Here is an 18,520-nt window from a genome sequence, read left to right on the forward strand (position 1 = left end):
ATGGCTGAAGCCGAAAAAACTGTCCGTACGCTGACTGGCCGTGTTGTCAGCGACAAGATGGACAAGACCATCACCGTTCTGATCGAGCGTCGCGTTAAGCACCCGATCTACGGTAAATACGTTAAGCGTTCGACTAAGCTGCACGCGCACGACGAAACCAATCAGTGCCACATCGGCGACAAAGTCACTATTCGTGAAACTCGTCCGTTGGCCAAGACTAAGTCTTGGGCACTGGTTGATGTTCTCGAACGCGCTGTGGAAGTCTAAGGACTAGGGGTCGGAGAAATTATATGATTCAGACTCAATCCATGCTCGATGTGGCCGATAACAGCGGCGCTCGCCGCGTTATGTGCATCAAGGTGCTGGGTGGCTCCCATCGTCGTTACGCTGGTATCGGTGACATCATCAAAGTTACCGTCAAGGAAGCAATTCCGCGCGGTAAGGTGAAAAAAGGCCAAGTGATGACTGCTGTCGTAGTCCGCACTCGCCATGGTGTTCGTCGCGCTGACGGCTCCATCATCCGCTTTGATGGCAACGCTGCTGTTCTGCTGAACAACAAGCAAGAGCCGATCGGCACCCGTATCTTTGGGCCAGTGACCCGTGAACTTCGTACTGAGAAGTTCATGAAGATCGTCTCGCTCGCCCCAGAAGTGCTGTAAGGAGATCCGACATGCAAAAGATTCGTCGTGACGACGAGATCATCGTGATCGCCGGCAAGGACAAGGGTAAGCGCGGTAAGGTGCTTAAGGTTCTCGCTGATGACCGTCTGGTCGTCGGTGGTTTGAACCTGGTTAAGCGTCATACCAAGCCTAACCCGATGTCGGGCGTACAGGGCGGTATCGTCGAGAAAGAAGCGCCACTGCACGCTTCTAACGTCGCCATTTTCAACGGCGAAACCAACAAGGCTGACCGCGTTGGTTTCAAAGTAGAAGACGGCAAGAAAATTCGTGTCTTCAAGTCGACCCAAAAAGCGGTTGATGCTTGAACACTGCTAGGTAGATAAGACCATGGCACGACTACAAGAGATTTACCGGAAGGAAATCGCTCCCAAGCTTAAGGAAGAACTTAAGCTCGGGAACGTGATGGAAGTTCCGCGCGTTACCAAAATCACCCTGAACATGGGTCTGGGCGAAGCGATCGGCGACAAAAAAGTCATCGAGCACGCTGTTGCTGACCTGGAAAAGATCACCGGCCAGAAAGTCATCGTGACCTACGCTCGGAAATCCATCGCTGGCTTTAAAGTCCGTGAAGGTTGGCCGATCGGCGTCAAAGTGACCCTGCGCCGTGAGCGTATGTACGAATTCCTGGATCGTCTGCTGTCGATCTCCCTGCCTCGGGTTCGCGACTTCCGCGGCCTGAATGCCAAGTCCTTCGATGGTCGTGGTAACTACAGCATGGGCGTTAAAGAGCAGATCATCTTCCCGGAAATCGACTACGACAAGATCGATGCTCTCCGCGGTCTGGACATCACCCTGACCACCACTGCTCGGACGGATGAAGAAGGTCGCGCATTGCTGCGTGCTTTCAAATTCCCGTTCCGCAACTGATTGGAGTAGGAAAATGGCCAAGAAGAGCATGAAAAACCGCGAGCTGAAGCGTCAGCTCACGGTCGCTAAGTACGCCAAGAAGCGTGCAGAGCTGAAAGCTATCATCGTTGATCTGAACGCAAGTCCAGAGGCGCGTTGGGAAGCTTCCGTTGCCCTGCAGAAGCAGCCACGTGATGCAAGCGCTTCGCGCATGCGCAATCGCTGCCGCATCACCGGTCGTCCGCACGGCGTTTACCGCAAGTTCGGCCTTGGCCGTAACAAGCTGCGTGAAGCTGCAATGCGTGGTGACGTTCCAGGTCTGGTTAAAGCCAGCTGGTAAGTCATACCGCCAAAGTCTCGGCGTTCGGGTTCTCAGGAACCTGACCGTCGGTGACCTTGAACTTGAATCAAGCCCCTTTTGGGGCTTGATTCATTTCTGGCGTATGTCTAGAATGACCGGCTCGCCTGAGCCCGCACTTTTTGTGTGCGTGCAGCTCGGCGAAAGTAGTAGCCGGAAGGCTAATTTTTTTTGTATCAGGAGCGTCTAGCCCATGAGTATGCAGGACCCGTTAGCGGACATGCTAACTCGAATCCGTAATGCCCAGATGGCTGAAAAGTCCGTCGTAAGCATGCCGTCTTCCACGTTGAAGGTGGCTGTAGCCAAGGTCCTGAAGGACGAAGGTTACATCGCGGGTTATCAGATCAGCAGCGAAACTAAGCCGTTGCTATCCATCGAGCTGAAGTACTTCGAAGGCCGTCCGGTCATCGAGGAAGTTAAGCGCGTTAGCCGTCCAGGCCTGCGTCAGTACAAGTCCGTCGATGATCTGCCAAAAGTTCGTGGCGGTCTCGGTGTGTCTATCGTCTCCACCAACAAAGGTGTGATGACTGATCGTGCTGCGCGCGCTGCCGGTGTCGGCGGCGAAGTTCTTTGCACAGTGTTCTAAGGGGGGATAAGCATGTCTCGCGTCGCTAAGAACCCCGTTAAGCTGCCAGCAGGCGTTGAAGTAAAATTCGCCGGCCAACAGCTTTCGGTGAAGGGTGCCAAGGGCACTCTCGAACTGAACGTACACTCGTCCGTTGAAATTGTTGAGGAAGCTGGTGAGCTGCGTTTCGCTGCTCGCAATGGCGACCAACAAACTCGTGCAATGGCCGGTACCACTCGTGCGTTGGTAAACAACATGGTCCAGGGCGTAAGCCAAGGCTTCGAGCGCAAGCTCCAGCTGGTCGGTGTTGGTTACAAAGCGCAAGCAAAAGGCACAGTGCTGAACCTGGCTCTCGGCTTCTCGCACCCAGTGGATTACGAACTGCCGGAAGGCATCACCGCTGAGACTCCCAACCAGACCGATATCTTCATCCGAGGTATCGACAAGCAGTTGGTTGGTCAAGTGGCCGCTGAGATCCGCGACTTCCGTCCACCAGAGCCTTACAAAGGCAAAGGTGTGCGTTACGCAGACGAAGTCGTCCGCCGTAAAGAAGCCAAGAAGAAGTAGGGCATAGCAAATGACCGACAAAAAAGTTACTCGACTGCGTCGCGCTCGCAAAGCACGCCTGAAAATGCACGAACTCGAAGTCGTGCGTCTCTGCGTGTTCCGCTCTTCGCAGCACATCTATGCCCAGGTCATTTCGGCCGACGGCAACAAAGTCCTGGCAAGCGCCTCGACTTTGGATAAAGAACTGCGTGATGGCGCCACTGGCAACATCGACGCGGCCACTAAGGTTGGCCAGCTGGTCGCTACGCGTGCAAAAGCCGCTGGCGTCTCGCAGGTGGCTTTCGACCGCTCTGGCTTCAAGTATCACGGCCGCGTCAAGGCGCTGGCTGATGCTGCTCGTGAAGCTGGGCTGGAGTTCTAAGTTATGTCAAATAACGACCAAAAGCGCGACGAAGGCTACATTGAGAAGCTGGTTCAAGTTAACCGCGTAGCCAAAACCGTTAAAGGCGGCCGTATCTTCACCTTCACCGCGTTGACCGTGGTTGGTGATGGTAAAGGCCGTGTTGGCTTCGGCCGTGGCAAGTCGCGTGAAGTGCCTGCTGCGATCCAGAAGGCAATGGAAGCTGCTCGCCGCAACATGATCCAGGTTGATCTGAACGGCACTACTCTGCAGTACGCAATGAAGTCCGCTCACGGTGCTTCCAAGGTGTACATGCAGCCTGCTTCTGAAGGTACCGGTATCATCGCTGGCGGCGCTATGCGTGCTGTCCTCGAAGTTGCTGGCGTTCAGAACGTTCTGGCCAAGTGCTACGGCTCGACTAACCCTGTAAACGTGGTTCACGCCACTTTCAAGGGTCTGAAGGCTATGCAGTCTCCTGAATCCATTGCCGCCAAGCGTGGCAAAAGCGTCAAGGAGATCTTCTGATCATGGCTACCGTTAAAGTAACGCTGATCAAAAGCATGACCGGCCGTATCCCTAACCACAAACTGTGCGTTAAGGGTCTGGGTCTGCGTCGCATCGGTCACACTGTAGAAGTCCAGGATACTCCCGAGAATCGCGGGATGATCAACAAGGCTTACTACATGCTGCGTGTCGAGGGTTAATCGATGAAACTCAATGATCTGAGTCCAGCGCCGGGTTCCCGTCGCGAAAAGCATCGTCCGGGCCGTGGTATCGGTAGTGGTTTGGGTAAGACCGGTGGCCGTGGCCACAAGGGTCAAACCTCCCGCTCCGGTGGCACCATCGCTCCAGGCTTTGAAGGCGGTCAACAGCCGCTGCATCGTCGCCTGCCGAAGTTCGGCTTCGTTTCCCTGAAGGCCATGGATCGCGCAGAAGTGCGCACTTCCGAACTGGCTAAAGTGGTAGGCGACGTTGTAACTCTGCAGTCCCTGAAGGATGCCAACGTGATTAACCAAAACGTTCAGCGTGTGAAAATCATGCTGTCCGGCGACGTTACTCGCGCAGTCACCCTCAAAGGTATCGCCGCCACCAAAGGTGCGCGCGCGGCTATCGAAGCAGCTGGCGGCAAGTTCGAGGAATAAATGGCTAAGCAAGGTGCTCTCTCTGCGCTCGGCAAAGGCGGTATGTCTGAACTTTGGGCTCGTCTGCGTTTTCTGTTCTTGGCGATTATCGTCTACCGAATAGGCGCACACATTCCGGTTCCAGGTATCAACCCAGACCGATTGGCAGACCTGTTTCGACAGAATGAGGGGACCATTCTTAGCTTGTTCAACATGTTTTCCGGCGGTGCGCTGGAGCGGATGAGCATTTTTGCGTTGGGGATCATGCCGTACATTTCGGCATCGATCATCATGCAGTTGATGACCGCCGTCAGCCCTCAGCTGGAGCAGTTGAAGAAGGAAGGTGAAGCTGGCCGTCGCAAGATCAGCCAGTACACCCGCTACGGCACTGTCGTCCTCGCTCTGGTTCAGGCTATCGGCATGTCCGTTGGTCTGGCCGGGCAGGGCGTTGCGTTCGTGGCTGACTTTGGCTTCCATTTCGTCGCGGTAACCACTTTTGTGGCGGGCGCGATGTTCATGATGTGGCTGGGTGAGCAGATTACCGAGCGTGGTGTTGGCAACGGTATCTCGATGTTGATTTTCGCAGGTATCGTCGCCGGTCTTCCGAGAGCAATTGGGCAGTCTTTCGAGTCTGCACGTCAGGGGGATATCAATATCTTCGCCCTGGTTGCCATCGGTTTGCTGGCAGTAGCGATTATCGGTTTTGTGGTGTTCATTGAGCGTGGTCAGCGTCGTATTGCTGTTCACTACGCCAAGCGTCAGCAGGGTCGTAAGGTTTTTGCTGCGCAGACTAGCCACTTGCCGTTGAAGGTGAACATGGCGGGCGTTATTCCTGCCATTTTCGCGAGCAGCATTTTGCTGTTCCCGGCTTCGCTGGGCGCCTGGTTTGGTCAGTCTGAAGGTATGGGCTGGTTGCAGGACCTCTCGCAGTCGATCGCTCCTGGTCAGCCGTTGAATATTCTGCTGTTTAGTGCAGGGATTATTTTCTTCTGCTTCTTCTATACGGCGTTGATGTTCAATCCGAAAGACGTAGCGGAAAACCTGAAGAAGTCCGGTGCCTTTATTCCGGGCATCCGTCCAGGTGAGCAGTCGGCGCGCTACATTGATGGCGTTCTGACCCGCTTGACCATGTTCGGTGCTCTTTATATGACGGCCGTGTGCTTGCTGCCCCAGTTCCTGGTGGTTGCTGCAAACGTTCCGTTCTACCTTGGCGGGACCTCGTTGCTGATCGTGGTCGTGGTTGTTATGGACTTCATGTCCCAAGTACAATCGCACCTCGTTTCGCACCAGTACGAATCCCTGATGAAGAAAGCCAACCTGAAGGGCTACGGCAGCGGAATGCTGCGCTGAAGTTCCCATAAGGTTCGAGGAGTTGGTGATGAAAGTTCGTGCATCGGTGAAAAAGCTGTGCCGTAACTGCAAAATTATTCGCCGCGAAGGTGTTGTTCGAGTAATTTGCAGCGCGGAACCGCGTCACAAACAGCGCCAAGGCTGAGTGTGATCTGTGCTTCAAGCCCAGCAGCTAGTGCGCTGCTGGGTTGATTATTTGTTATTACAGCGATATTATCTCGCGCCCTATTTCTTGGCTTCCGGGGCGTAGGTAGCTGTCAATTGGAGTCCCACTGAATGGCCCGTATTGCAGGCGTTAACATTCCAGATAACAAGCATACTGTTATCTCGCTGACCTACATCTATGGTGTTGGTCGCACTACTGCACAGAAGATCTGTGCAGACACTGGGGTAAACCCAGCCGTGAAGATCAAAGATCTGAGCGACGAGCAAATTGAACAGCTGCGTAGCGAAGTGGCTAAGTTCACCACTGAAGGTGACCTGCGTCGCGAAATCAACATGAAAATCAAGCGCTTGATGGATCTGGGCTGCTATCGCGGTCTCCGCCATCGTCGTGGTCTTCCAGTACGCGGTCAGCGTACCAAGACCAACGCGCGTACCCGTAAAGGTCCGCGTAAGCCGATCCGCAAGTAATCGCACCAGCGAATCGACAGGAATTTAGTCATGGCAAAACCTGCTGCTCGTCCTCGTAAAAAGATTAAAAAGACAGTGGTTGATGGCATCGCCCACATCCACGCGTCTTTCAACAACACCATCGTGACCATCACCGACCGTCAGGGTAACGCGCTTTCTTGGGCAACCTCCGGTGGTTCGGGTTTCCGCGGTTCCCGCAAGTCCACCCCGTTCGCTGCTCAAGTAGCTGCTGAACGTGCTGGTCAAGCTGCGCTGGAATATGGCCTGAAAAACCTCGACGTTAACGTCAAGGGCCCAGGTCCAGGTCGTGAGTCCGCTGTCCGTGCTTTGAACGGCTGTGGCTATAAGATCGCCAGCATCACCGACGTGACGCCAATCCCGCACAACGGGTGCCGTCCGCCGAAGAAGCGCCGCGTGTAATCCAGGAGACTGTAAAGAATGGCTCGTTACATTGGTCCAAAATGCAAACTGGCACGTCGTGAAGGCACCGATCTCTTTCTGAAGAGTGGCGTCCGCGCTATCGAATCGAAGTGCAATATCGAAGCTGCCCCTGGTATCCACGGCCAACGCCGCGGTCGCCAATCCGACTACGGCACCCAACTGCGTGAAAAGCAGAAGGTCCGTCGTATTTATGGCGTTCTTGAGCGTCAGTTCAGCGGCTACTACAAAGAAGCTGCTGGCAAGAAAGGTGCAACCGGTGAAAACCTGCTGCAACTGCTCGAATGCCGTCTGGACAACGTTGTATACCGTATGGGTTTTGGCTCTACTCGTGCCGAATCCCGTCAGCTGGTATCGCACAAGTCGATCAGCGTTAACGGCAAAACCGTAAACGTCCCGTCCTACCAGGTTCGTGCTGGTGACGTGGTTGCTATTCGTGAGAAGGCAAAGAATCAACTGCGCATTGTCCAGGCTCTCGATCTGTGTGCCCAGCGTGGCCGCGTAGAATGGGTAGAAGTGGACACTGAGAAGAAGTCGGGCGTTTTCAAGAACGTTCCAGCTCGCAGTGACCTCTCCGCCGACATCAACGAAAGCCTGATTGTCGAGCTCTACTCCAAGTAAGGGCTAGAAAATAGGTGCATCCATGCAGATTTCGGTAAATGAGTTCCTGACACCCCGCCACATTGATGTGCAGGTTGTCAGTCCAACCCGCGCCAAAATTACCCTCGAGCCTCTCGAGCGTGGTTTTGGCCACACCCTGGGCAACGCGCTGCGCCGCATCCTGTTGTCCTCAATGCCAGGCTGTGCAGTAGTCGAGGCCGAGATTGACGGTGTGCTCCACGAGTACAGCGCCATCGAAGGTGTACAGGAAGACGTCATTGAAATCCTGTTGAACCTTAAAGGTCTGGCTATCAAGCTGCACGGCCGTGACGAAGTTACGCTGACCTTGTCGAAGAAGGGTTCGGGGGTGGTTACCGCTGCCGATATTCAGCTGGATCATGATGTCGAGATCGTTAATCCCGATCACGTAATCGCTAACCTGGCGTCTAACGGCGCCTTGAACATGAAGCTCACCGTAGCTCGTGGTCGTGGTTATGAACCAGCAGACTCGCGTCAGAGCGATGAAGACGAAAGCCGCAGCATTGGTCGCTTGCAGCTCGACTCTTCGTTCAGCCCGGTTCGCCGTATCGCATACGTGGTGGAAAACGCCCGTGTCGAGCAGCGTACCAACCTGGACAAGCTGGTAATTGATCTGGAAACCAACGGTACCCTGGATCCTGAAGAGGCCATCCGTCGTGCTGCAACCATTCTGCAACAGCAGTTGGCTGCGTTCGTCGACCTCAAAGGTGATAGCGAGCCTGTGGTAATCGAGCAGGAAGACGAGATCGATCCGATCCTGCTTCGCCCGGTTGACGATCTGGAACTGACTGTACGTTCGGCTAACTGCCTTAAGGCGGAAAACATTTACTACATCGGCGATCTGATTCAGCGCACCGAAGTAGAACTGTTGAAGACTCCGAACCTGGGCAAGAAATCCTTGACTGAAATCAAGGACGTACTGGCCTCCCGCGGTCTGTCCCTCGGCATGCGCCTCGACAACTGGCCGCCTGCAAGTCTTAAGAAGGACGACAAGGCGACTGCCTGATCGTCGTAATCACCGAACGTGAGTTTGGTAAGGAATGAACCATGCGTCATCGTAAAAGTGGTCGTCACCTGAGCCGTACCAGCTCGCACCGCAAGGCTATGTTCCAGAACATGGCGGTGTCGCTGTTCGAGCACGAGCTGATCAAAACTACACTGCCGAAAGCTAAAGAACTGCGCCGCGTTGCTGAGCCGCTGATTACTTTGGCCAAGACAGACAGCCTGGCTAACCGCCGTCTGGCTTTCGACCGTACTCGTTCGAAAGCTATCGTTGGTAAGCTCTTCAACGACCTGGGCAAGCGTTACGCTACCCGTGAGGGTGGCTACCTGCGCATCCTCAAGTGCGGTTTCCGCGCTGGTGACAACGCTCCTATGGCGTACGTTGAGCTGGTTGATCGTCCTGTCGGCGGTGAAGCAGTATCCGCTGAGTAAGACGTCAGTCTGAAACAAAGAACCGGGCCTAGTGCCCGGTTTTTTGTGTCTTGTGCATTAGTAAATTTCTATCGGTTGAAGATAGTTAATGAATTTTTAAATGGAATTATTCTGGCCAATACTCCTTCCAAGCCGATTAAGCGGCATTTTCGAATAGAGCCTGAAGAGGAAGGAAAATATGACCGAGAATAAAACCCTGACGACCGCCAGCGGCGCTCCAGTCGCTGATAACCAGAACTCCCGTTCGGCCGGCCCGCGCGGTCCGTTGTTGCTCGACGATTTCCACCTGATCGAGAAGCTTGCACACTTCAACCGGGAAAATATTCCGGAGCGTCGCGTTCACGCGAAGGGTTCGGGGGCCTACGGTACGTTTACCGTCACCAGGGACATCACTGGCTACTCCAGCGCCAAGCTGTTTGATTCGGTCGGCAAGCAGACGCCTACCTTTCTGCGTTTCTCCACGGTCGGCGGCGAGCGCGGCTCGGCAGATACCGAGCGTGATCCCCGTGGGTTCGCCTTGAAGTTCTATACCGAGGAAGGCAACTGGGACATTGTGGGTAATAACACGCCTGTCTTTTTTATCCGTGACCCACTGAAATTTCCGGATTTTATCCACACCCAAAAACGTTTGCCCCAGAGCAACCTGAAAAGTGCGCAGATGATGTGGGATTTCTGGTCGCACTCACCAGAGGCGCTGCACCAGGTCACCATACTGTTTTCCGACCGTGGCATTCCCGATGGCTATCGGCATATGCACGGCTTCGGTAGCCATACCTACAGCCTGGTCAACGCCAAGGGCGAGCGGCATTGGGTGAAGTGGCACTACAAGACCCAGCAGGGCATCAAGAACCTGGCGCCGGCCGATGCTGCGCGTCTGGCTGGCACTGATCCCGATTACGCTCAGCGCGACTTGTTCGAGGCGATCGAGCGCGGTGATTTTCCGAAATGGCGTGTCTGCATCCAGATCATGACCGAGGCCCAGGCCGCGGCTCATTACGAAAATCCGTTTGACGTGACCAAGACCTGGTCGCAGAAGGAGTTTCCACTGATTGAGATTGGCGAGTTGGAGCTTAATCGCAACCCGCTCAACTACTTCGCTGAAGTTGAGCAGGCCGCTTTTGGACCGAGCAATATGGTGCCAGGCGTGGGCTTGTCGCCAGACCGTATGCTGCAAGGGCGGGTTTTCGCTTACGCGGATGCACACCGCTACCGTATCGGCACCAATCACCAGCAACTGCCGGTCAATGCGCCGCGTAGCCCGGTTAACAGCTATCAGCGTGACGGCTCAATGGCCTTTGGCAGCAACGGCGGCGCTGCGCCCAACTATGAGCCGAACAGCTATGCCGATGCTCCCAAGCAGGCGCCGCAGTACGCTGAGCCAGCATTGGCTCTGAGTGGCTCGGCTGATCGCTATGATCATCGCGAAGATACGGACTACTACAGCCATGCCGGGGCGTTGTTCCGCCTGATGACTGACGAGCAAAAAGCCCTGCTGATCGGCAATATTGCCGGTGCAATGGCTGGAGTGACGCCGCAGGTCGTGCAGCGTCAACTGGAGCATTTCTACAAGGCTGATCCGGCTTACGGTGAGGGTGTTGCCAAGGCGCTGGGTGTACAGCGTAACTAAGTCTAAACGATAAGCAGAACCGCCCTCAATTGGGCGGTTTTTGCGTTATTTAACCCACTTTTCTCTGAAATTCTTCATTTTTATTGCGTTGCGCGGGTGACCTCTCGGTCAGCTTGGTTCAAACTATCGACTTTGAAGTAGGGAGGTGAGGGCGATGCAAGGTCACCCGGACGTAATCGAATATCTCAACACGTTGCTGACTGGTGAACTGGCGGCTCGTGACCAATATTTCATCCATTCGCGGATGTACGAGGACTGGGGCTTCAGCAAGCTCTACGAGCGTATCAACCACGAAATGGAAGAAGAAGCGCAACACGCTGATGCCCTGATGCGGCGGATCCTGATGCTCGAAGGCACGCCGCGCATGCGTCCCGACGATGTCGACAGCGGCACCACCGTGCCTGAGATGCTCGCTGCGGATTTGCGTCTCGAATACAAGGTTCGTGCAGCGCTGTGCAAGGGTATCGAGCTTTGCGAACTGCATAAGGACTACATCAGCCGCGACATCCTGCGTGTGCAGCTGGCCGATACCGAAGAGGATCACACCTACTGGCTGGAAAAACAGCTGGGATTGATCAAATCGATCGGTTTACAGAACTACCTGCAATCGCAGTTCTGATCGTATCCAGGCGGCGCTAGCTGCCGATAGGCTTTTCAGAACCTACGAAAAAGCCCCTGCCATTTTACAATGGCAGGGGCTTTTTCTTGGGCATTACGCTCGGTCGCGAGTCAGCAACGGCTTGAGGTAGTGGCCGGTATGCGACTGCGGCATTTCCGCAACCTGCTCGGGTGTACCCACCGCGATGATCTGGCCGCCCTTGGAGCCGCCTTCAGGGCCCAGATCCACCAGCCAGTCAGCAGTCTTGATCACATCCAGATTGTGTTCGATCACCACCACGGTATTGCCGTGATCACGCAGGCGATGGAGCACATCGAGCAATTGCTGGATATCGGCGAAGTGCAGGCCCGTGGTGGGCTCATCGAGGATGTACAGGGTCTTGCCGGTATCGCGTTTGGACAACTCGCGTGACAGCTTCACCCGTTGCGCTTCACCACCTGACAGGGTGGTCGCCGATTGACCCAGCTTGATATAGGAAAGCCCTACATCCATGAGCGTTTGCAGTTTGCGCGCCAGTGCCGGAACGGCATCGAAGAACACCCGAGCTTCCTCGATCGTCATTTCGAGGGTTTCGTGGATGTTCTTGCCCTTGTACTTGATCTCCAGCGTTTCGCGGTTATAGCGCTTGCTCTTGCAGACATCGCAGGGTACGTAGATATCCGGCAGGAAGTGCATCTCGACCTTGATCAGGCCGTCGCCCTGGCAGGCTTCACAGCGCCCGCCCTTGACGTTGAACGAGAAACGCCCTGGCCCGTAGCCCCGCGAGCGCGATTCCGGTACGCCAGCGAACAGCTCACGGATCGGTGTGAACAGCCCTGTATAGGTCGCCGGGTTCGAACGCGGTGTGCGGCCGATGGGGCTCTGGTCGATATCGACCACCTTGTCCAAATGCTGCAGGCCATTGATGCTGTCGTGGGTCGCAGCTTCCAGTGTGGTCGCACCATTGAGGGCGGTGGCGGCGAGTGGGAACAGGGTGTTGTTGATCAGCGTCGACTTGCCCGAGCCGGAAACACCGGTAACGCAGGTCAGCAAGCCAAGTGGTATCTCCAGGTCGACATTGCGCAGGTTGTTGCCCCGGGCGCCCTTGAGCGTCAGCGACAGTTTCTTGTTGCGTGGGGTGCGCTTGGCCGGCACGACGATTTTCACTCGTCCGGAGAGGTACTTGCCAGTCAGTGAGTCAGGGTGGGCCATGACTTCGGCAGCGGTGCCTTCGGCAACGATCCGGCCGCCGTGGACGCCCGCGCCCGGACCGATGTCGACGACATAGTCGGCCAGGCGAATGGCATCTTCGTCGTGCTCAACGACAATCACGGTATTGCCGATATCGCGCAGGTGCTTGAGTGTGCCCAGCAGGCGGTCGTTGTCCCGCTGGTGCAGGCCGATGGACGGTTCGTCGAGGATGTACATGACCCCGACCAATCCCGCGCCAATCTGGCTGGCCAGGCGAATACGCTGGGCTTCGCCGCCAGACAGGGTGTCCGCACTGCGATCCAGTGTCAGGTAATCGAGACCGACATTGACCAGGAATTGCAGGCGTTCGCGAATTTCCTTGAGGATCTTGTCGGCAATTTCGCCGCGTCGACCGGTCAGTTTCAGCGTGCCGAAGTACAGGGTCGCATCGCCAATCGGCAGGCTGGTAACCGCGGGTAAAGTCTTTTCGCCAACCCAAACATGCCGGGCCTCGCGACGCAAACGCGTGCCGCGGCAGTCCGGGCACGGCTGGGTGCTGAGGAATTTGGCCAGCTCTTCGCGAACACTGGCCGACTCGGTTTCCCGATAGCGTCGCTCCAGGTTGGGCACGATCCCTTCGAAGGGATGGGAGCGCTTGACGATATCGCCGCGGTCATTGAGGTAGCGGAAGTCGACGTTCTGGCTACCGCTGCCGTGGAGAATGACTTTCTGCTGGTCGGCCGGCAGTTGGTTGAATGGCACTTCCAGGCTGAAATCGTAGTGCGCGGCCAGCGAGCCGAGCATCTGGAAGTAATAGACATTGCGCCGGTCCCAGCCACGAATCGCGCCTTCGGCGAGGGTCAGTTCGCCATTGACCAGGCGCTTGATATCAAAGAACTGCTTAACCCCCAGCCCGTCGCAGGTCGGACAGGCGCCGGCCGGATTGTTGAAGGAGAACAGCTTGGGTTCCAGCTCGCTGATGGCGTGACCGCAGATTGGACAGGCAAAGCGCGCGGAGAAGATGATTTCTTCGCCGGGCTCGTCGTCCATCGGTGCAACCAGGGCAATGCCATCGGCCAGCTTCAGCGCTGTCTCGAAGGATTCGGCCAGACGCTGCTGCAGGTCCGCGCGGACCTTGAAGCGGTCGACCACGACATCGATCGAGTGCTTCTTCTGTTTATCCAGCTTGGGCAACTCATCGAGCTCGCACAGCTTGCCGTCGACACGGGCGCGTACGAAACCCTGGGCGCGCAGCTCCTCGAATACCGACAGGTGCTCACCCTTGCGCTCGCGGATGACCGGCGCCAGCAGCATCAGTTTGCTGCCCTCAGGTTGCGCCAGCACCAGGTCGACCATCTGACTGACGGTCTGGGCCTCCAGGGGGATATCGTGGTCTGGGCAGCGCGGCGTACCGACCCGCGCATAGAGCAGGCGCAGGTAGTCGTAGATTTCGGTGATAGTGCCGACGGTCGAGCGCGGGTTGTGCGAGGTCGATTTCTGTTCGATGGAGATCGCTGGCGACAGGCCCTCGATGGTGTCGACATCGGGCTTTTCCATCATGGAAAGGAACTGGCGCGCATAGGCCGAAAGGGATTCGACATAGCGTCGCTGGCCTTCTGCATACAGGGTATCGAAGGCCAGCGATGACTTGCCGGAGCCGGAGAGGCCGGTGATGACGATCAGCTTGTCCCGCGGCAGGGTCAGGTCGATGTTCTTCAGGTTGTGGGTCCGTGCCCCACGTATCAGGATCTTGTCCACAGCGGCCTCGCTCGGCGGGCGTAAAACGTAGGAGTATAAGACTAAATACTGGATGGATGCACACTATCGAAATAGCCGTTAATGGCCTTGCCGTCCAGTTGCGCGGCAAAGCGTCACCCTATACCCCGTCAATCGATGGGACTGGTAGAATCGCCGCCGGTTCACACGAGGTTTTTCCATGCACGATCCCCACAGCGAACGCATGAGTAGCGGCGAGACCCGCGCAGCAAGCGGTCTGGCCCTGGTGTTCGCATTCCGTATGCTTGGCATGTTCATGGTGTTGCCGGTGCTGGCGACCTATGGGATGGATCTTGCCGGAGCGACCCCGGCCCTGATCGGCCTGGCGATTGGCGCTTATGGCCTGACCCAGGCGCTGTTCCAGATTCCATTCGGGATGATCTCCGATCGTATCGGCCGGCGCCCGGTTATTTATCTGGGCCTGATCATCTTCGCCGCCGGCAGCCTGCTAGCGGCTCAGTCCGACTCGATCTGGGGCGTCATCGCCGGGCGAGTCCTGCAAGGTGCCGGGGCGATTTCCGCCGCGGTGATGGCGCTGCTTTCGGATCTGACGCGTGAGCAACATCGCACCAAGGCCATGGCCATGATTGGCGTGACCATTGGCTTGTCCTTTGCCGTGGCCATGGTCGTAGGGCCGCTGCTGACCCGCAGCTTTGGCCTGTCGGGGTTGTTTCTGGCGACCGGGGGGATGGCGCTGGTGGGGATCCTGATCGTGGCCTTTATGGTGCCGCGCGCCACTGGCCCCTTGCAGCATCGCGAGTCCGGTGTGGCCCGCCAGGCGCTGTTGCCGACACTCAAGCATCCTGATCTGCTGCGTCTGGACCTGGGGATCTTCGTACTCCATGCGATGTTGATGTCGAGCTTTGTCGCGTTGCCGTTGGCCCTGGTCGAAAAGGCCGGGTTGCCGAAAGAGCAGCACTGGTGGGTCTACCTTACTGCCTTGTTGATTTCCTTCTTTGCCATGATTCCTTTCATTATCTATGGCGAGAAGAAACGCAAGATGAAACAAGTTTTGCTCGGCGCGGTCATTACGCTGCTGCTCACTGAGCTATTCTTCTGGGAGTTCGGCGACAGCCTGCGAGCGCTGGTGATCGGTACCGTGGTGTTCTTCACTGCGTTCAACCTGCTGGAGGCTTCGCTGCCGTCGCTCATCAGCAAGGTTTCACCGGCCGGCGGCAAGGGGACGGCGATGGGGGTGTACTCCACTAGCCAGTTCCTGGGTTCGGCATTGGGTGGCATTCTGGGCGGATGGCTGTTCCAGCATGGCGGTTTGTCGGTTGTGTTCCTGGGATGTGCCGGACTCGCTGCCCTGTGGTTGGGCTTTGCTGTTACCATGCGTGAACCTCCCTATGTGACGAGCCTGCGCTTGCCGTTGTCGCCTGAAGCGATACGCGAAGCCGGGCTGATCGAGCGCCTGAAGGCAGTCGAGGGAGTCACGGATGCAGTGGTGGTGGCCGAGGAGGCCGCCATCTATATCAAATTGGACACCGAACTATTGGATCGCGCGACGCTCGAGCAGCTGGTCAACAATCCAGCGCCGCAGACGTGCGAAGCCTAGGAGAACGTTATGGCCCGTGGGGTTAACAAAGTCATATTGGTCGGTACATGCGGCCAGGATCCAGAAGTTCGCTACCTGCCTAACGGCAACGCCGTGACCAACCTGAGTCTGGCGACCAGCGAACAATGGACTGACAAGCAAACTGGTCAGAAAGTCGAAAAGACCGAGTGGCACCGTGTATCGATGTTCGGCAAGGTTGCGGAAATCGCCGGCGAGTATCTGCGCAAAGGTTCGCAGGTTTACATCGAAGGCAAGCTGCAGACCCGCGAATGGGAAAAAGACGGTATCAAGCGTTACACCACTGAAATCGTGGTCGACATGCAAGGCACCATGCAGTTGTTGGGCGGCCGTCCACAGGGCGATCAGCAAGGCCAGCAGGGCGGCGGTAACTCCTACTCCGCGCCACGCCCACAGCAGTCGCGTCCTCAGCCTTCGCAGCAGCCTCAGCGTGAATCGCGCCCGGCACCACAGCAGGCGGCTCCACAGCCAGCCGCTGACTTCGACAGCTTCGACGACGATATTCCGTTCTAGGCCCTGGCCGAACGGTGTCATCAAGAACGGAACCTCTCAGGTTCCGTTTTTTTTGCCTTTTTTTCAGGCGCGGCAGTTGCTCTCAAGGCGCGTGGGCAACTTCATTCCTGCAAGGGCGAGGGTGAAAAGCGAACTTTGTCGAACTGTTGGCACTCAGTGCCTTACAGGTAGGCGTAGAGAGGTTCAGGGTTTTGTTCGATCTCAAGACAGCGATGGCGGCCCTTGTGCTGCTCTGCAGCTTGGCCGGTGGGGCGCAGGCCGCAGAGGCAACCGCACCGGCCAAGGCCGAGCCAATCGTGCAGGGCGGCTTGCTGGGGGCGCTGAGTTCGACCCTGGAGCAGCTCCAGCAGCAGCTCGATGTCGACGAGCGTCTGCTCGATACCTGGCGGTTACGCGCCGATCGGGCGGCCAGTGAGGTCGATCAATTGGTCAACCAGACCGCCGAGCGCTCGCCGTGGCGGGTTGCCGGGGACTTTCTATTGCTCTCGGCCATATGGGCGGGCTGTTTTGCGCTGTTGATGCTGTCGGGGCGGTGGCTGGGCAAGCGCGCCTGCCACGGCTCTTGGCTCCGCTCCCGTGCGCGTTGCGCCTCGATAGTCGGCTATGTATTGCCTTATCTGCTGCCGGCGGTGATCAGTCTGCCGGTGACGCTGTATGCCAGCCAGTTCTTGCAGAGCTCCGTGGGCCGGGCGCTGGCCTTGTGTCTGGCGTATGCCACCAGCAGCGGTATTTTCACCACGGCGTTGCTGTTGTGCCTGAGTGCGCTGCTCGACCAGGGGCACAAGCGCGTGGCCATTCGGCTGATTCGTGCTTATATCCCGCTGCCGCTGTTCCTGATCGGCTTTCTGGCGGCCTTGAGTGATGCCCTGACCAGCCCGCAGATCGCTCGCCAGTTGGGCGGTAATATCACCAGTAGTGTGGCGGTACTGGCCGGCTTGTTTGCCTCGGTGCTGTTCGGGGTGCTGGTGTTCAAGCTGCGTCGGCCGGTGGCGCACCTGATTCGCAACCGCTCGCTGGATCAGCGTTTGAAGCAGCCGGCTTTGCAGGAGTCCCTGCGGGTTTTTTCCGGGCTCTGGTATTGGCCGATTCTGTTGATGGTGCTGGTCTCGGTGGTCAGCTTGATCGGCGCGGGCGAAGACAGTCAGAAGGCCTTGAGGGGGGCATTGCTGACGACGGTATTACTGGTGGCCGCGGTGTTTCTCAGTACGGTTTTCCAGCATGTGTTCCAGTCCCGCAGCGCGGCGGAGGTACAGCGCAGCAGTGCGTACAAGGAGCGCTTGTTGGGAGTGTGCCATGGGTTGCTGCGCATGGTGCTGGCGCTGGTATTCATTGAAATACTGGGGCGCATCTGGGGTTTTTCGCTGTATCAGTTCGCCCTGGAAAATACGGTCGGGCGGGCAATTAGCGATTCGCTCAGCCGCATCGGCCTGATCCTACTGGCCACCTGGCTGCTCTGGGTGGTACTCGACACGGCGATCCAGCAGGCCCTGAAGCCGCCGGCCACGCGCCGAGGCTTGCGCCAACCGAGCCTGCGCGCCAAAACCATCCTGCCGCTGCTGCGCAACGCGATCAAGATCGTGCTGGTGGTGATCTGTGTGATCACCACCATGGCCAATCTGGGGATCAATGTCGGGCCGCTGCTCGCGGGTGCCGGGGTGGTCGGGCTGGCAATCGGCTTTGGGTCGCAGCAGTTGGTCCAGGATGTGATTACCGGGTTGTTCATCATTATCGAGGACACCATTTCCATTGGCGATTGGGTGGTCCTCGACTCCGGCCACGCAGGTACGGTCGAGAGCCTGACCATCCGCACCCTGCGCCTGCGCGACGGCAAGGGCTTCGTGCACTCGGTACCGTTCGGCCAGATCAAGGCGGTCACCAACCAGTCGCGGCAATTTGCCTTTGCCTATTTCGCGGTGCAGTTCACTTATGAAACCGATATTGACCAGGCGCTGCTGTTGATCCGCGAGACCGGGCAGTCGATTCGTGAAGACGCGTTGCTCAAGCACAGTCTGCAGGGACCGCTCGAGATCTTTGGGGTCGAGCGCATGGACCTCAATGGCGTGCTGTTGACGGCGCAGGTCCGTACGGTCTCCGGTGGGCAATATGCAGTGGGCCGGGCATTCAATGAACGCCTGAAAAAACGGGTGGATGGGCACGACAACGTGCAGTTCGCACAAAACTATCCACAACCTGCGCCGCCGCCCAGACCTGTCACGCCTTGAGGGGCGGTTCGTCAGGCGGCGCGCGGGCCAGTGCCCTGAACGGGCC

General features: G+C 57.1%; 24 protein-coding genes. 23 read left to right on the forward strand and 1 reads right to left on the reverse strand.

What is annotated here, in order from left to right; all coding sequences use genetic code 11:
* The 20 genes from rpsQ to bfr all read left to right on the forward strand — a co-directional run bounded on the left by rpsQ (nucleotide 1) and on the right by bfr (nucleotide 11,217).
* Nucleotides 1-267, forward strand: coding sequence for a 30S ribosomal protein S17 (rpsQ, locus tag NPS46_RS23840; RefSeq protein ID WP_003176419.1), 267 nt, complete (start codon nucleotides 1-3; stop codon nucleotides 265-267).
* 23 nt (nucleotides 268-290) lie between these two features.
* Nucleotides 291-659 (forward strand): 50S ribosomal protein L14, encoded by a 369-nt coding sequence (gene rplN, locus NPS46_RS23845; protein ID WP_002555479.1) that lies wholly within the window; start codon nucleotides 291-293, stop codon nucleotides 657-659.
* Nucleotides 660-670: 11 nt separating this feature from the next.
* Nucleotides 671-985 (forward strand): 50S ribosomal protein L24, encoded by a 315-nt coding sequence (gene rplX / locus NPS46_RS23850; protein WP_007896770.1) that lies wholly within the window; start codon nucleotides 671-673, stop codon nucleotides 983-985.
* A gap of 22 nt (nucleotides 986-1,007) precedes the next feature.
* Nucleotides 1,008-1,547 (forward strand): 50S ribosomal protein L5, encoded by a 540-nt coding sequence (gene rplE / locus NPS46_RS23855; RefSeq protein WP_274111609.1) that lies wholly within the window; start codon nucleotides 1,008-1,010, stop codon nucleotides 1,545-1,547.
* A gap of 13 nt (nucleotides 1,548-1,560) precedes the next feature.
* A complete protein-coding gene (gene rpsN, locus NPS46_RS23860) occupies nucleotides 1,561-1,866 on the forward strand; it encodes a 30S ribosomal protein S14 (protein WP_166363239.1) in 306 nt (101 codons plus the stop codon).
* Between the two features lie 211 nt (nucleotides 1,867-2,077).
* Nucleotides 2,078-2,470 (forward strand): 30S ribosomal protein S8, encoded by a 393-nt coding sequence (gene rpsH / locus NPS46_RS23865; protein WP_008065722.1) that lies wholly within the window; start codon nucleotides 2,078-2,080, stop codon nucleotides 2,468-2,470.
* A 12-nt stretch (nucleotides 2,471-2,482) separates the two neighbouring features.
* Entirely contained in the window at nucleotides 2,483-3,016 is a 534-nt protein-coding gene (gene rplF / locus NPS46_RS23870) for a 50S ribosomal protein L6 (protein WP_274111612.1), read from the forward strand.
* 10 nt (nucleotides 3,017-3,026) lie between these two features.
* Nucleotides 3,027-3,377 carry a 50S ribosomal protein L18 gene (gene rplR, locus NPS46_RS23875; RefSeq protein ID WP_003186037.1) on the forward strand — a complete coding sequence of 117 codons (351 nt, stop codon included), beginning with the start codon at nucleotides 3,027-3,029 and terminating at the stop codon, nucleotides 3,375-3,377.
* A gap of 3 nt (nucleotides 3,378-3,380) precedes the next feature.
* Nucleotides 3,381-3,881 carry a 30S ribosomal protein S5 gene (gene rpsE / locus NPS46_RS23880; protein ID WP_003186035.1) on the forward strand — a complete coding sequence of 167 codons (501 nt, stop codon included), beginning with the start codon at nucleotides 3,381-3,383 and terminating at the stop codon, nucleotides 3,879-3,881.
* Nucleotides 3,882-3,883: 2 nt separating this feature from the next.
* Nucleotides 3,884-4,060: a 50S ribosomal protein L30 gene (gene rpmD / locus NPS46_RS23885; protein WP_003176408.1), complete on the forward strand. Its 177-nt coding sequence runs from the start codon at nucleotides 3,884-3,886 to the stop codon at nucleotides 4,058-4,060.
* Nucleotides 4,061-4,063: 3 nt separating this feature from the next.
* Complete coding sequence (rplO, locus tag NPS46_RS23890) at nucleotides 4,064-4,498, forward strand: 50S ribosomal protein L15 (protein WP_274111614.1); 435 nt, start codon at nucleotides 4,064-4,066, stop codon at nucleotides 4,496-4,498.
* Nucleotides 4,499-5,827 carry a preprotein translocase subunit SecY gene (gene secY / locus NPS46_RS23895; RefSeq protein WP_274111616.1) on the forward strand — a complete coding sequence of 443 codons (1,329 nt, stop codon included), beginning with the start codon at nucleotides 4,499-4,501 and terminating at the stop codon, nucleotides 5,825-5,827. It begins immediately after the preceding gene.
* Nucleotides 5,828-5,855: 28 nt separating this feature from the next.
* Nucleotides 5,856-5,972, forward strand: a complete 117-nt coding sequence (gene rpmJ, locus NPS46_RS23900; protein WP_002555468.1) for a 50S ribosomal protein L36 — start codon at nucleotides 5,856-5,858, stop codon at nucleotides 5,970-5,972.
* A 131-nt stretch (nucleotides 5,973-6,103) separates the two neighbouring features.
* The gene (gene rpsM, locus NPS46_RS23905) at nucleotides 6,104-6,460 is read left to right on the forward strand and encodes a 30S ribosomal protein S13 (protein ID WP_274111618.1); all 357 of its coding nucleotides are present in this window, start codon (nucleotides 6,104-6,106) and stop codon (nucleotides 6,458-6,460) included.
* A 30-nt stretch (nucleotides 6,461-6,490) separates the two neighbouring features.
* Nucleotides 6,491-6,880: a 30S ribosomal protein S11 gene (gene rpsK, locus NPS46_RS23910; protein WP_007924177.1), complete on the forward strand. Its 390-nt coding sequence runs from the start codon at nucleotides 6,491-6,493 to the stop codon at nucleotides 6,878-6,880.
* 18 nt (nucleotides 6,881-6,898) lie between these two features.
* Nucleotides 6,899-7,519, forward strand: a complete 621-nt coding sequence (gene rpsD / locus NPS46_RS23915) for a 30S ribosomal protein S4 (RefSeq protein WP_025262045.1) — start codon at nucleotides 6,899-6,901, stop codon at nucleotides 7,517-7,519.
* A 22-nt stretch (nucleotides 7,520-7,541) separates the two neighbouring features.
* The gene (locus tag NPS46_RS23920; RefSeq protein WP_003176403.1) at nucleotides 7,542-8,543 is read left to right on the forward strand and encodes a DNA-directed RNA polymerase subunit alpha; all 1,002 of its coding nucleotides are present in this window, start codon (nucleotides 7,542-7,544) and stop codon (nucleotides 8,541-8,543) included.
* Nucleotides 8,544-8,584: 41 nt separating this feature from the next.
* Nucleotides 8,585-8,971, forward strand: a complete 387-nt coding sequence (rplQ, locus tag NPS46_RS23925; RefSeq protein ID WP_095630588.1) for a 50S ribosomal protein L17 — start codon at nucleotides 8,585-8,587, stop codon at nucleotides 8,969-8,971.
* A 178-nt stretch (nucleotides 8,972-9,149) separates the two neighbouring features.
* On the forward strand, nucleotides 9,150-10,598 hold the full coding sequence (locus tag NPS46_RS23930; protein ID WP_274111624.1) for a catalase: 1,449 nt from the start codon (nucleotides 9,150-9,152) through the stop codon (nucleotides 10,596-10,598).
* A gap of 154 nt (nucleotides 10,599-10,752) precedes the next feature.
* Entirely contained in the window at nucleotides 10,753-11,217 is a 465-nt protein-coding gene (gene bfr / locus NPS46_RS23935) for a bacterioferritin (RefSeq protein ID WP_274111626.1), read from the forward strand.
* A 93-nt stretch (nucleotides 11,218-11,310) separates the two neighbouring features.
* Here the strand turns inward: bfr and uvrA are convergent, their stop codons facing one another.
* Nucleotides 11,311-14,145 (reverse strand): excinuclease ABC subunit UvrA, encoded by a 2,835-nt coding sequence (uvrA, locus tag NPS46_RS23940; RefSeq protein ID WP_274111628.1) that lies wholly within the window; start codon nucleotides 14,143-14,145, stop codon nucleotides 11,311-11,313.
* A gap of 178 nt (nucleotides 14,146-14,323) precedes the next feature.
* On the opposite strand from uvrA, the gene NPS46_RS23945 reads away from it, so the two are divergent.
* The 3 genes from NPS46_RS23945 to NPS46_RS23955 all read left to right on the forward strand — a co-directional run bounded on the left by NPS46_RS23945 (nucleotide 14,324) and on the right by NPS46_RS23955 (nucleotide 18,474).
* Nucleotides 14,324-15,721, forward strand: a complete 1,398-nt coding sequence (locus NPS46_RS23945; RefSeq protein ID WP_274111630.1) for an MFS transporter — start codon at nucleotides 14,324-14,326, stop codon at nucleotides 15,719-15,721.
* Between the two features lie 9 nt (nucleotides 15,722-15,730).
* The gene (locus tag NPS46_RS23950; RefSeq protein ID WP_274111632.1) at nucleotides 15,731-16,252 is read left to right on the forward strand and encodes a single-stranded DNA-binding protein; all 522 of its coding nucleotides are present in this window, start codon (nucleotides 15,731-15,733) and stop codon (nucleotides 16,250-16,252) included.
* A gap of 191 nt (nucleotides 16,253-16,443) precedes the next feature.
* The gene (locus NPS46_RS23955; RefSeq protein ID WP_274111634.1) at nucleotides 16,444-18,474 is read left to right on the forward strand and encodes a mechanosensitive ion channel family protein; all 2,031 of its coding nucleotides are present in this window, start codon (nucleotides 16,444-16,446) and stop codon (nucleotides 18,472-18,474) included.
* Nucleotides 18,475-18,520: the final 46 nt, after the last annotated feature.

Source organism: Pseudomonas putida (assembly GCF_028682395.1).
Lineage (GTDB): Bacteria > Pseudomonadota > Gammaproteobacteria > Pseudomonadales > Pseudomonadaceae > Aquipseudomonas > Aquipseudomonas putida_AB.